This is a genomic window from Candidatus Pelagisphaera phototrophica, from assembly GCF_014529625.1.
GTDB lineage: Bacteria > Verrucomicrobiota > Verrucomicrobiia > Opitutales > Opitutaceae > Pelagisphaera > Pelagisphaera phototrophica.
The window spans coordinates 2,159,645-2,173,485 of record NZ_CP076039.1 but is presented as its reverse complement, the minus strand read 5'-3'; the positions used below and the strand labels follow the sequence as shown (position 1 = coordinate 2,173,485).

At 50.6% G+C, this 13,841-nt stretch carries 8 protein-coding genes; 4 read left to right on the top strand and 4 right to left on the bottom strand.

Going from position 1 to position 13,841, the window contains the following annotated elements; genetic code table 11:
- Positions 1-14: 14 nt before the first annotated feature.
- Positions 15-1,697, bottom strand: a complete 1,683-nt coding sequence (locus tag GA004_RS09320) for an arylsulfatase (protein ID WP_283393583.1) — start codon at positions 1,695-1,697, stop codon at positions 15-17.
- A gap of 85 nt (positions 1,698-1,782) precedes the next feature.
- Complete coding sequence (locus tag GA004_RS09315) at positions 1,783-2,892, bottom strand: lactonase family protein (RefSeq protein ID WP_283393582.1); 1,110 nt, start codon at positions 2,890-2,892, stop codon at positions 1,783-1,785.
- A 744-nt stretch (positions 2,893-3,636) separates the two neighbouring features.
- Between GA004_RS09315 and GA004_RS09310 the strand changes: the two genes are divergently transcribed.
- Together GA004_RS09310 and GA004_RS09305 are read left to right on the top strand one after the other, a co-directional pair.
- The gene (locus tag GA004_RS09310; protein WP_283393581.1) at positions 3,637-6,414 is read left to right on the top strand and encodes a PSD1 and planctomycete cytochrome C domain-containing protein; all 2,778 of its coding nucleotides are present in this window, start codon (positions 3,637-3,639) and stop codon (positions 6,412-6,414) included.
- Positions 6,415-6,501: 87 nt separating this feature from the next.
- Positions 6,502-7,944, top strand: a complete 1,443-nt coding sequence (locus GA004_RS09305) for a DUF1501 domain-containing protein (RefSeq protein WP_283393580.1) — start codon at positions 6,502-6,504, stop codon at positions 7,942-7,944.
- 550 nt (positions 7,945-8,494) lie between these two features.
- Here GA004_RS09305 and GA004_RS09300 read toward each other — a convergent pair.
- Entirely contained in the window at positions 8,495-9,199 is a 705-nt protein-coding gene (locus tag GA004_RS09300) for an SDR family oxidoreductase (RefSeq protein ID WP_283393579.1), read from the bottom strand.
- A gap of 261 nt (positions 9,200-9,460) precedes the next feature.
- Between GA004_RS09300 and GA004_RS09295 the strand changes: the two genes are divergently transcribed.
- Positions 9,461-10,804 carry a sulfatase gene (locus tag GA004_RS09295; RefSeq protein WP_283393578.1) on the top strand — a complete coding sequence of 448 codons (1,344 nt, stop codon included), beginning with the start codon at positions 9,461-9,463 and terminating at the stop codon, positions 10,802-10,804.
- A gap of 193 nt (positions 10,805-10,997) precedes the next feature.
- Positions 10,998-11,936 (top strand): sugar phosphate isomerase/epimerase family protein, encoded by a 939-nt coding sequence (locus GA004_RS09290; protein ID WP_283393577.1) that lies wholly within the window; start codon positions 10,998-11,000, stop codon positions 11,934-11,936.
- Between the two features lie 286 nt (positions 11,937-12,222).
- Here GA004_RS09290 and GA004_RS09285 read toward each other — a convergent pair whose 3' ends face one another.
- Positions 12,223-13,704 carry a sulfatase family protein gene (locus GA004_RS09285; protein ID WP_283393576.1) on the bottom strand — a complete coding sequence of 494 codons (1,482 nt, stop codon included), beginning with the start codon at positions 13,702-13,704 and terminating at the stop codon, positions 12,223-12,225.
- Positions 13,705-13,841 lie beyond the last annotated feature (137 nt).

The window sequence follows — 13,841 nt, the reverse complement described above, 5'->3', positions numbered from 1 at the left end:
GTCCTCCCTACTAATCAAAACGCGTCGTCAAGATAGGTCCGCAATCCTGTCTGCCAATAGTACTGCAATTTCAGCATCCACTTTTCGTAGCCCACGATAGCATCCGTTCGTGTCGCCCATTGGTGCCATTCTCGAGACATAGGAATGACGAGATCGTAGTAGTGATCAGAAGCGATGTCATTCTGCTCTAGAGGGTCCTTTTCAATGTCGTACAATTCCCAGTCATGATGCGTCTGTCCGTCCGTTGAGGTGAAGTTCTTCGACACCAGTTTGTATTTACCTTTGAACAGCGCTCGATTTGCCTCGTGCTCGAAGTAAAGGGCACGATCTTCGATTTTCTCACCCCGGAACGCGGGAACGAGACTGACGCCCTCCGTCGGCAGGATTTGACTCCCTGCAAACATTTCTGGATACTCGACATTGGCCAGTTCTGCTATCGTCACCATAAAATCGATTACATGCCCACGCTGTGATTCAATCTGGCCAGATCGCTCAATTCCTTTTGGCCAATAGGCAATAAACGGCGTAAGAATCCCGCCTTCGTGATTGAAATGTTTATACAAGCGAAGCGGTGTGTTACTTAGCGCGGCCCACTGTGACCCCACATGGTGTCGCGTTCCCGGCTGTCCCATGTTAGCAAGTTTCTTTCCTTTTAAGGGGCCATCATTTCCATTGGGCCCGCCTTCATAATTCGCTCCATTGTCGGAAAGGAAAAGAATCAAGGTGTTTTCAAGCGCTCCCATTGCCTCCAGCTGGGCGATCGTCTTGCCAATGCCTTGATCCACCTGATCCACCATCGCCGCATAAGTTGCCATACGCCGCGCTTGGTCCGCTTTCTCTACTTTGTTCAACGAGTTCCATTTCCGAATCGGAGTGGGCTGCGCATGCTCGTCATGCCAAGGAGGCGAATCGGAAAACGAAGGCACGGAATCGTATTGCTCGAACCAACCCTTCGCTTTCATGGCTCTCCAGCGATCCTCGCGAATCTTGTCCCAACCTTTCTCATACCGCGAGACATACTTGTCGATCAGATGCTTGGGTGCTTGAATCGGCGAATGAGGGGCCTGATAGGCCAGATAGAGAAAAAACGGAGTGTCCTCTTCGTTCTCCTCATGATGCTGCAAAAACTTGACCGCATAGTCAGTGGTCGCATCGGTCGCATGAAATTCCCCTTCTCCATAGTGAACAGGTTCTACTTCTGGTGATTCCAAAACGTACAGCGGCGGCTGCCAGTAGTCGCCACAGCAACCTTGGTAGGCATAGGAGTGCTGAAATCCGCGCGCTGGTGGCAGCCGCTCCGGAGTGTTGCCCAAGTGCCATTTTCCCGACATGTAGGTCGCGTATCCATGTTCTCCCAGCAGTTCGGAAAGGAAAATGTTGTTGCCCGGCTCAACCGGTTCCAGTTCATAGACCCCTACTTGATGACTGTACAATCCTGTCATAATACTGGCCCTTGTTGGGCCACATCGGGCACAATTGTAGAACTGGGTAAACTTCAATCCGTCATTGGCCAGTCGGTCGATGTGGGGCGTTTCAATTTCCCCTCCCTGGAATCCCAGATCCGAAAAGCCGAGATCGTCCACCAGGATGATGAGTACGTTAGGACGATTCTCAGCAACGGAGCTTGCCACCAAAGCAACCCAAGCGACTAGAGAAAATAAGTCACGGCGGAAATAATTCATTTTGGGAAATAGCATGAGAGGAACCTAGATATTGGCGGTTTGCGGCCAGATATCAACCCTGCAATGCTTCTACCAAAGGCAACCGCGTTACTCAAACGTCCTAACGAGTGACGAGATCCGATATACGCTCATCAATGGGGAGAGTCGCCACTGGTATGAGCTCCCCTTGCTTTGTGAGACGGAAGGCGTGGAGGATACCTCTCCCGTGTGCGGTGACAAGAAGGACGTTTCCGTCGGGGGAGAAAGCGAGACCCCATGGAATTTCACCGGTGGGCGTGAGGCCAAGATGCTCTAGAGAAGCATCGTCGGCTACACGATAACGGTTGATGCCATTGGGCAGGGCAGTTTCGTTGCCACTGCGTTGGCCGGTGAACAGGAATTTGCCATCGGGGCTAAGGAAGCAGTCTGAAGCGGAGACACCGCTTTCCGGACGTTGATTTTCGGATACAACATCGACGACTTGGTGGAGGGTCAGCTGGCCACTGGCAAGATCTCTTTGGTAAACGGAAGCACCGAGGCCTTGTTCGTTACTGAAGTAGACGAAAGGGAGTGTTGGATGGTAAGCGATGTGGCGAGGGCCGGTACCTTCGGGGGGGTTGGCGTTATGGGGATCGAGTGGCGTGAGAGCGCCGGAGGTGTTGTCGAAGGCGTACTGGAGGATGGCGTTGGACTCTTTTACATAAGGTATGTAAACGAATCGATTGTCAGGCGACGGAAGGATCGCGTGAGCGGCGGTTCGACCTTCGTCGAGGAAGGCGACGCGCGAGCCGGGTATGCCATATTTGTCGAGGGGGTAGATATCAATGTGACCCTCACGATAGTTAGCCCCTAGGAGAAATCTTTGATCATGATCCAGCGAGAGGTAGGCGTAACCATGTTCCAGCGTTAGGGACCGGTGCCCCTTGTAGCTGCCGTCGGCTTCTAGAGTGATGGTTGCTCCCGGGGAGTTTCCTTCCTCACCGACGTTGGTAGAAACGTAAAGCAACGATCTTTCCGGGTGGGCGACGATCGTGACAGCACTGAAACCAAGATCTACCTTTTTGTCGACGGATAGGGTGAGCTGATCGCCTTTTTCTGTAGCCTGGACGATCCAAAGTTGGTTGGTCATTCGGCTTGGGAGGTAGGCTTTGAAGTCGGCTCCGAGAGAATGGAACCCAAGAACACAAAGAATATACAGCAGGGTTGGGAAAGAATTTGGAAATGATCTCATAACTTGAGGAATGAATAACCCTATTGAGCGAATACACAACAATTTGATAACTTATCTAAATGCCAAAATTCATCAACTCTCGTTTTTCAAATCGCAATGATATCGCTCTTTAAGAACCCATTTACACGCTAGAGAGACCCGCCAAGCGAAACTAGATTGTCGCCTCAGCCACCGACTTGTCGGGGACTTTGACGAGGCGACCTACATTGCGATTCGGCTGTAGGATGGGTCGCTGACTCGTCGTCGGGCAGAGAGCCAAATATCTTTTTTTGATTTTTTCTTAATGTAAATTGAACTCTAGATTGTTATCCGTCGAGAGTGGGGGTTTTTCGGTGCCTCTTCCGAGATAAGATGTCCCAAAGAGAAACAATATTATAAAGAACTTAGTAACATTGGATAAACTCAGTATAATCGGCTGTTGGGCTTCGCCTCCGCAATCCAGGCCAGCAAAACGGCTTTCAAAACCCCGGGAGAAATGGGGCTGCGCGATATTCGCATCGCCGAAGCCATTTACGAATCCAACCGCAAGGTAACAATCAGCGTTTCGGTTTGAATAATTGATTCCCATCAGAGAATTTATCCAGAAAGAACACTCCGTGCGAAAATTCTTAAAGTGAATGCATCAATCCTAATAGCTCCGAATGGGAATCTATGCTATGCTTTATTCTTAGACCTAAATGACGAAAAATGGTTAGTCGTTTTATAATCAATAAGTTAACTCATTCTCTGCCCTTATTTTACCGCATGGCTTGGACTGCGGCACTACTCACGGGAATTGGTCTCGAAAACCTGCAAGCAGAAGTAGCTGAAGAATTCAGCGATGGGGAAAAACTGTTCGCCCTGAAGGTGATGCCCACGCTGGCCGACAAGTGCTTCTCGTGCCACGGCGATGACCCCGAGAAAATCGAAGCTGACCTAGACCTCACGCATTTAGAAGGACTGCTTAGAGGAGGGGAATCCTTCGATGACGTGGTCATACCGGGCGACTCGGAATTCAGCTTCATCATGGAAGCGATCCGCTGGGATAATCCAGACTACGAGATGCCTCCCAAAGAAAACAATCGGCTCACTGAGAAGCAAACTTGGGCCATTCGCGATTGGATTGACGCGGGCGCCCCTTGGCCAGAGGAGGACCGAGTAGCCCTTATTCGCGATCAATACGCTGAGGGAGTGATCGTGCAAACCAGCGGAGCGCTTTCAGATGAATGGGCCAATCGTCGGTATAAGGAAGAAGATCTTTGGGCCTATCAACCGATTAGGAATCCCGTCGTTCCCGGTACACATGCCAAGAGCACCAACCCCATCGACGCCTTCATTGACTATCGACTGGAGCAATACGACATCACCGCGGCGCAACCGGCAGACCGGCGAACCTTGATCCGTAGGGCAACATTCGACCTCATCGGCCTACCACCCGTTCCCGCGGAGATTGAAGCCTTCATCAAGGACAATCGGCCGGATCTTGAAGCTTTCAAGGATGTGATCGAGCGATTGCTAGCCGATCCCAGATATGGTGAGCAATGGGGCCGTCACTGGTTGGATGTGACCCGATATGCGGACTCTTCCGGGTTTTCCAATGACTATGAGCGTCCAAGCGCCTGGCGGTACCGCGACTATGTCATCCGCTCGTTCAATCAGGACAAGCCCTACGACCAGTTTATCATCGAGCAAATCGCTGGCGACGAATGGGACCCAGAGAACCCCGAAATGATTCTAGCCACCGGTTTCCTCCGTATGGGTTCCTGGGAGCACACTGGCATGTCCGTGGCTCGGATCACGCGGCAACAGTTTCTCGACGATGTGACCGACATTGTGGGACAGGCCTTCCTTTCCCATCCACTGCAATGCGCCAGCTGCCACGACCACAAATTTGATCCCATCCCCACCAAAGACTACTACCGCATCCAGGCGGTTTTCAACACGACTCATTTCGCGGATCGCGAAGTCCCCTTCCAAGAATACGAACATCTGGTTGATACGGATGAAGTCAAAGTCATGGAGAATCGAATACAGTATTTCGCTGAAATGCGGGATACGCTCAACCAAAAACAGAAGACGGCCCGCGAGCAATGGTGCATCGACAATGGCGTCCCTGTAGGAACGCGTAGGGAGCTCGTAAAACAAGGGATTCCAGAAGAGAAACTGCCGCCTCGTAATCTAGGTTTGACCGATGAAGAAATCGGCATCGTCAAAGTGGGACAGAAAAATGTCGCCCGAACTGAGTTCGAAATGAAGAAATTCGAGCCTTACGCCATGTCAGTCTACACAGGGCCTACGCCAGAGAAACCCCAAAGTTCAGGGTCTATGCTGACCATGCCAGAGAACCCCAGCGAAAGTGGAACCTACGAGAGTTCACATATCCTGATCGGAGGAGACCCTTTCGGACGCGGAGAAGAAGTCACCCCAGGCGTTTTCAGCGCTTTACCCGGATCGAACGATACCATTGAAGCCAACCCTTGGAATACGATTCCTAAGTCACCCGAAGGTCGTCGTCTGGCATTCGCCAAATGGCTGGCCAGCTCAGACAATGTTCTCGTCCCGCGTTCTATCGCTAACCGGATCTGGAGCTACCACTTTTCTCGAGGAATCGCGGGGAATCCCAACAATTTTGGAGCGATGGCAGGGAAGCCGACGCATCCTGAGTTGCTCGATTTTCTCGCTACCAGATTTATCGAAAATGGTTGGTCGATAAAGGACCTCCATCGACTCATCCTGTCTTCCGAGACTTATCGGCGTTCCACAGAACACAAGAACCGGGAACTCGTCATCGAAAAGGATCCCCTGGGTGAATCCTACGCTGTATTCAAGCATCGGAGACTGAGTGCGGAAGAACTGCGAGACACCATGCTTTTTGTGTCAGGCGAGTTGAGCTCGACCATTGGCGGACTGCCCGCCCGCCCTGAAATCAATATGGATGTGGCCCTCCAACCTCGCCAAGTGATGGGCTCCTACGCCGCATCCTATGAGCCTTCCCGAACCCCTGAGCTGCGAAACCGCCGCTCTGTCTACGCAAAAAAGATCCGTGGACTACGCAACCCATTCATGGAAGTCTTCAATCAACCCAGTCCTGACGAGTCCTGCGAGTTTCGCCATGCCTCCACCGTAACACCCCAGGTTTTCAGCCTCTTTAATGGCGAAGACTCCCTCAATCGTTCCATCGCTACTGCGATAAACCTTCTGGAAAATAACAAAACACGCAAAAAGGCAGTCGAAACCCTCTTTCAACGTGCCTACGGGCGTAAACCTGACAAAGAGGAGCTTGTGCTATCTCTCGAACACTGGAAAAAAATGGAGGATCGTCACGAGGGCCTGGCCTTCCCTCCAAGAAAACTCCCCAGAGAAGTGGAGCGCTCCGCAGTTGAGGAAATGACAGGTGCACCCTTTAGCTTTAAGGAAGTCCTGTTTGGCTTCGAGGACTACGTAGCTGACCCTTCACTAGCTGACGTTGATGCGAAAACTCGAGCCCTGTCCGATCTTTGCCTAGTCGTATTCAACAGTAACGAATTTCTCTATGTTTACTAGAATCAGTAGGAGCGGCTTTACCCCGCGATCCATCAGCTATATCACCGCGGGATAAACCCGCTCCTACATAAAAATTCCCTTTTCGCTATGAGCCAAAACCTACGCCAACAGATCGCCGCTAACCAGGCTGCCGCCCGCTCCCTTAATCGTCGTAGCTTTCTCTACAGTATGGGAGCGAGCCTCGGAAGTATCGCCCTCACTGGACTCGATGCCATGGCCACCTCCTCACCAGCAAGACCACTCGCGCTCAAAAAACCGCACCTTTCCCCCAAAGCCAAAAACTGCATTTTCCTCATGATGGAAGGCGGTCCGAGCCATATCGATACCTTCGATCCCAAGCCGGCTCTTAAAGGCCTCCATTTGCAAAAGTTCACTCGCAGCGGAGAAGCTAAATCCGCCATGGAAAGCGGTACCCGCTACTACGTGCAAAGCCCATGGGCTTCGCGTCAAATTGGTCAATCCGGCGCTTGGATGACTGAGCCCTGGCAACATCTGGCTGGAGTAGCGGACGACATCTGCTTTTATCGCGGTTGCCAGGTCGATTCGGTCAACCATCCCACCGCGATGTTTCAGGTAAATACCGGAAATCGCTTTGGGGGCGATCCAGCTATGGGATCTTGGGTGACCTATGGCCTCGGATCCGAAAACCAGGACCTACCGGGATTCATTGTTCTTCCTGAATTATCGTATCCACAAGGTGGATCACCCAATTGGGGTAACGGCTATTTGCCGGCACACTACCAGGGAACCCCTTTACGCCCCCAGGGATCCCCCATCCTCGACTTAAAACCAACTGCTGGAATCTCTCCTGAGCATCAGCGTGAAAATCTAAATCTCCTAAGTCGTTTTAATCACGATCACCTGGAGGATCATCCCTGGCAGGACGACCTGCAAGCACGAATCGAAAACTACGAACTCGCCTTCCGGATGCAAATACAGGTGCCTGGAATTCTCAATATTGACCAAGAAGACGATAAAACGAAAGAGCTTTATGGGATCGGTGACGATGAAACGGAGGTTTTCGGCCGAAAGCTACTCCTCGCCCGTCGGCTTGTAGAAAAAGGCGTCCGCTTTGTACAAGCCTATTCCGGAGGTTGGGATTCCCACGATTTCTTAGAGCGGGCTCACGGACAACGTATCCGGAATATCGACAAGCCCATTGCGGGCTTGATCAAGGATCTCAAACAGCGCGGATTGCTAGACGAAACATTGATCGTCTGGTGCGGTGAGTTCGGCCGTAGTCCAGATAATGGTATTCGCGATGGAGGCGCCGCCTACGGACGCGACCACAATTCCAACGCAATGACCATGTGGTTTGCCGGCGGAGGCGTAAACGCGGGCCATACCGTCGGAGCCACTGACGAATTAGGGGCGGAAGCCGTGGACGTCGTGCACAACATTCGAGACGTCCACGTCTCTTTACTTAGTCTTTTGGGGCTCGACGACAATAAGCTCACCTACTTCCACGCCGGCCGCTTCAAGCAAATGTCCCAATTCGGGGGACAGATTATACCCGAACTGATAGCGTAGCAGTCAGGTAGGCCGAGAGCAGCCGCTCTGGCTATACCAATAAAAATCGTAAACACTTAAAAATTTACTCGCACTTGGACATATCACTATTTTCAAATCAGCATCATACTCTCGCATTCTTCTTCGTGATGCCGTGCCGAGACACAAAAAGCCACCCTACTCCTGCTTTCGAAATTTGATTTCGACTACGAAATCACTGTTACAAAACTCTTTTCTCAAACGTCAAATTGATGATTGGGAGCTCTTCAAAAACTTTCGTGATTATCGTAGTATCCTTGTCGCCCCAACCCTGATTGATTGCTCGCTGACGCAATTGCTGAACGTAAGCGACGAGAGGTACTACCTCTCGCAGCTACCTACAAGCCACAGGGGAGCCCAGTTGGGCAAGGGCAATGATTCCTACTTTAATTTTCTCTGCCATATATTATTTTATTAGACCCCTGCGTGTCGACTGCTGCCGTGATGAATTTGGTAGCGGGCGATCTCTGTGCCCCCATTGTTTGATTTATCACGTGGGCACTCGGAGATCGCCCGCTACTTTCGAAGTCCTCTAAATATTCAAATCCTTCTCCATATTCCATGGGATGAGCTCTCCTGTACGATCTATAAAACAACCGGTTTGCGATATATCCACTTTTGCTAATGTCTGCCGCATCATCCTCACAGATTCATCGATTTCGTAAGGTGCATCGCTCCCACCCATATCCGTTTTCGTATGGCCTGGGCGGAGACAAACGTAGGGGATTCCCAAGGTTTTCAAATCATTCGACAGTATAACTGTAGCAGAATGGGCCGCCGCCTTGCTAGTGCGGTAAAGATAGAGCCCACCCGAATCGTAGAGCGTGAGACAACCTGCCTGACTGCCAATCGTCGCCGCAACAGGATTTTCTGAAGCGGAAAGATTATCGACTAGTGCCTGAGTCAATAAAACCGGTGCCATCGCGTTAACCTTAAACCCATCAATCCAACGTTCCGTTTCAATACCCAAGAATCCCTCTTCTTTGCTACGGTCGTGTATGCCCGCGTTGTTGATCAACAAGTCAATCGGCTTCCCCTTGAGCGTTTCCGCAAACCGGTTAATCGCTTCGAAGTCGAGAAGATTCAATTGGGAGACAGAAACACCCGATTCTAACAGTTCCGGCACATCATCTGGATTCCGACAACAGGCAATCACCTCCCATTCATCCAATTGATACTGCTTGGCAAACTCCAGTCCTAATCCTCGATTGGCTCCTGTGATCAATACTGTCTTCATAATGAGGTAACCACTTCAGAATACATTCACAAAATGGCTTCTAGCCCAGCCAAAGCAATCCAATTGGTAGCAAACAAAACGATCTTATAGTTGCCACTACTACAACTTGAACCAATCTTGCTGCATGCCGTCTGCAGCCATATGAGTTTATTTGTGATCATTCCTGCAATTACTCTGCCATCTTCTTTCTTACTTCGAGCTAGGCTAATTTTTCTAACGTCTATCTGTCTCAACACCGCCTCCGCAGATTTACCGAATTTATTGATCATCGGTATTGACGATCTGCGTCCAGAACTAAATTGCTACGGGGCAACGCACATCCATTCGCCGAACATCGACAAACTCGCCGCCCGCGGAACGCTCTTTAATTATGCCTACGCCCAATATGCAGTCTGCGGGCCTTCCCGCTCCAGCATGTTCACCAGCCTTCGTCCCGATTCGACAAAGGCCTACAACAACAAAACCCAATTCCGCGACAATCGGCCCAATGCAGAGTCACTTCCCGAATTTTTCAAAAATAGGGGATATAAAACATTTGGTTTCGGCAAGGTCCTCCACAATACCCACCGGGATCCAAAGTCCTGGAGTGAACCCCAGCACTATATTCTCGAGAAGCAATACGCCTCCCCCGAGTACAAAGACAAAAGGGCAGGGATCGATGGCATCCATGAATCCAATAAACTCATACCATTATTTGAAGCGCCCGATGTCAGCGATGATGCCTATCGTGATGGGGAGACAAACCTAGCTGCGATCGCGAAACTAAAATCGGCCGCCAAATCCGAGATCCCGTTTCTTCTCTTTATCGGTTACCACAAGCCACACACACCGTTCAACGCCCCAAAGAAATATTGGGATCTCTACAAGCCAGATACTCTACCGTTGGCGTCGAATCCTTATCCACCCAGGGGCGCTCCCGAGTTCGCCCTTTCCCCATGGAACTATGTACGCAGCTTCGGTGGCATGCCAGCAAAAGGACCCCTTCCAGAACCCCTCGCGCGTCAAACGCGCCATGCCTACTTCGCCTGTGTCAGCTATATTGATTCTCTCATCGGAGAACTGATTGCGGCGCTTGAAGAAACCGGTGAGGCGGACAACACCCTCATTGCCCTCTGGTCTGATCACGGATACCAGCTTGGTCATCATGGCATGTGGTGCAAACACACGAACTTTGAGACCTCCACTCGAATTCCCTTCATAATAGTCGATCCACGAAAAGGGGAACATGGTCAACGTACCCACGCTCGAGTCGAACTTATTGATATGTATCCAACCCTTGTTGACTTGGCTGGATTCGACCTGCCAGAGAGTATCGAAGGTAAATCCTTGACCCCGCTAATAGTAGATCCCAAGGCCTGGGATCATCAAGATACGGCAGCCTTCAGCCAATTCTATCGATCAGGCTATAGGGGCTACTCCGTCCGAACGCTAAACCTCCGGTACACCGAATGGCGGAGTGCCAAAACCGGAAAAATCGTGGCTCAAGAACTCTACGACCACCGCAGCGATCCTCAAGAAAACGTGAACGTAGCAGAATCACCGGAACATAATAAACAGCTGCTCTACACCCAATCCCGCCTCCATCTGCAATGGTCGTTAGAGTAACATAGGTCTCTTGCCTGAACCAACAAGCTGTCTTTCGACCCAGCTCAGGTTCGAGCGAGAAGCCTCTTCTACTTTTACAGGTTGTATTAAATTAACAGGATACTCTCGATCTAAACTCTTGCCGCATTTGAAGATCGAAATCCTTGCACTAGTCGCCACAGTTCAACTCAATCTTTTTTTTGACTCATTACCCGTGAAAGATTTCACCAATTCAAAAAACTCGATCAACCGCCGCCAGGCGATTGGTTCCACCGGCGCTCTTTTCGCTGGCCTCTGCGCACCTCCCCTTGCTCAAGCGATCAAACCGATCACTCGAGCCAGCAAGTCTCCCCTCAAGTTGAGTCTCGCTGCCTACTCCTTGCGTAGGTATCTTCCCGATACTCGAAGAAATCCTAAAGCAAAAAGCGAAATGGATATGCTCGGGTTTGTCGACTACGCCGCAACTCTCGGAGTTGAAGGAGCTGAATTAACGAGCTATTTCATGCCCAGCCCTTTGACAGCCCCCGAGAAGAATGCACTGAAGCGACGAGCCCATACGCTTGGCCTCGATATCAGCGGAGGCGCCATCGGAAACAATTTCACGTACAACCCTGGAAGCGAAGAGGGATTGGTGCAGATGCGTTACACGCGTGAATGGATTGATCACTACGCGGATATTGGTGCTCCCGTGATTCGCGTGTTTGGAGGGAAACCCCCTAGTAGTTTTTCCGAAAAAAAGGCGGTGCAGAACATCATTACCAACATGCGCATCGCTTGCGACTATGCGGGAGACAAAGGGGTTGTCCTTGCAATGGAAAACCATGACTTCCTCATCAATATCGACCGAATGCTTCCAATTATCGAAGCAATCGATTCGCCTTGGTTCGGAGTATGTTTCGATTCTGGGAACATCGCCCCCACGAGCAACCCCTACAAAGAGCTTGCACGTATTGCGCCTTATTCCGTTAACGCACAAATAAAGGTGGAGATTCCAGTAAACGGGAAGAAAGAACATACCGATCTTGCACGAATCATCAATATCCTTAAAAATGCTAACTATAGAGGGTATTTAACTCTTGAATACGAAAGCTCCGAGGACCCTTACAAAGCTATTCCCAAATACCTAAAGAAACTACGGGATCTGATTTCTTAGCATCATACGTAGGAGCGGCTTTACGCCGCGATCATTGCAGTCGAATCGCCCCAACCAGTCGGGGCCTCCATCTTCACCGCTGGGCTACGCAGGACTCAAAACAGGATGGCTCGAAAACGGGCCAGCATGATAAAACCAGGGCATAAGTTTCACATCGAGCCCCTGCTCTGTCGGTTCATGCGAGCAGCTACGTCCTTCTTAGCTCAATAGCACAAAGAAGGAGGAGGAGAGTATCTTACTGAAAATATATTTAAGCCTTAACCCTTACACCTGCAGCCTTGGGAGCTTATTCCTTCCAAACCTGACTCTTTGCCGTGATGGGTACGTCCCAGGGCCGTGGAGGAAGTGGGTCGTAAATCGGGTCATTGTCCCTTTCCGGGAAGGTGTCAATCAGTGGAACTAAGCGAGCCAGTGCCGCTTGAGCTTCCTGATCTGAACTGTCGATCAAGTTTGTCTTTTCTTCTGGATCGGCGAGTACGTCTACCAGCTTTTCCGCTCTTCGTTCCGTTGACACATAAAGCTTGAACCGTTTTTCGCGCAGAACTCGATCTCTAAACACGAATCGGTTCTCAACACCCTTTTCGGTTAGTTGCGCCTCGTTCCTTCCCCCCATTCCCAAAATCCATTTTCGCGGTGTATCATCCGCTTTACCCAGTAAATGGTCAGCGATGGAAACTCCGTCGTATTCATATCCTGGCTGCAAGATTCCGCCCGTTAATTCGGCAAAGGTCGGAAGCATGTCTGTAACATCGGTCAGGCCGTCCGTTGTAACGCCCTGCGGCACTAACCCGGGTGCGCTTACAATATAGGGAACGCACAGTCCTGGCTCGACGGGATTCGATTTCTCCCCACGAACTTTCCGACCCTTCTGTGTTCCTGTTACCGTATTCACCGTTCCATTATCCGCAGCCCATATGATCATTGTATTATCCCGTATACCCAGATCCTCGAGCTTGCCCATAAAACGGCCGAGTATTTTGTCGGTATATCGCACCATAGCCTTGTGCTTCTCCAAATCAGTCGAAGCCTCGAGCTCATCGGGAGTCGTCACAAATCGTGAAGCCTCGAGCTCATCGGGAGTCGTCACAAATCGTGTGTGCGTCAACACCATAGGAAAGTACGCGAAAAAGGGACCTTCCTTATTGTCATCGATGAATTCTAAAAGGAAGTCAGTGAAGATGTCTGGTCCATAATCCCCAACATAAGTCCGGCTTCCTTGCTTGGTATGAATATACGGATCCCAATAACGAATGTCACTGGGAGGATTGCCTCCTTCGCCTCCCGTCCACATGCAATACTCGTCGAAACCGATATCCACCATAGCCTCCGGCTGCACACGAAAGTCGTTCACCTGCCACTTGCCCGCTACGGCTGTCGCATAACCGGCATCCTTGATAACGCGTGCCAGACTTGGATTACGGTTCCAATCGTATTGAGCTCCTCCGCCCCATCTAGGTACATCCCAGTGATTCACCCATCCGTGCCGGTAAGGGTACTGACCCGTCATGAAGCTCAACCGCGTAGGCGTGCACTGGGGCATTACATAAGCGTTCTCAAACTTCATCCCCGTGGCTGCCAGTCGATCGACATTCGGGGTTTCAATATCTTCGGCACCATAAGCACTGACCCATTCTTTTCCCAGATCATCTACGAGAATAAAGAGGATATTTGGCTTGTCTTGAGCCGGCTGAGAAGTACTTGTATCGGTTTCACGGCTACAAGAGGCTAGCATTAACGACAAGAATATCAGAGGTAAGGCGAATCTCATCGGAGTATACTCTCATTATGAAATCGAGAGTTCAAGACCTGTATTCTCATTGTTTTCATATAGGAGCGGTTTTACACCGCGATATAAGGGCTACAGCTGACATGTTAAATCGCGGCTCCTTCCATTAAAACTGACCA

Coding starts and splice junctions, on each gene's coding strand:
- GA004_RS09320 (WP_283393583.1), bottom strand. CDS start 1,697: ATGCTATTTCCCAAAATGAATTATTTCCGCCGTGACTTATTTTCTCTA.
- GA004_RS09315 (WP_283393582.1), bottom strand. CDS start 2,892: ATGAGATCATTTCCAAATTCTTTCCCAACCCTGCTGTATATTCTTTGT.
- GA004_RS09310 (WP_283393581.1), top strand. CDS start 3,637: ATGGCTTGGACTGCGGCACTACTCACGGGAATTGGTCTCGAAAACCTG.
- GA004_RS09305 (WP_283393580.1), top strand. CDS start 6,502: ATGAGCCAAAACCTACGCCAACAGATCGCCGCTAACCAGGCTGCCGCC.
- GA004_RS09300 (WP_283393579.1), bottom strand. CDS start 9,199: ATGAAGACAGTATTGATCACAGGAGCCAATCGAGGATTAGGACTGGAG.
- GA004_RS09285 (WP_283393576.1), bottom strand. CDS start 13,704: ATGAGATTCGCCTTACCTCTGATATTCTTGTCGTTAATGCTAGCCTCT.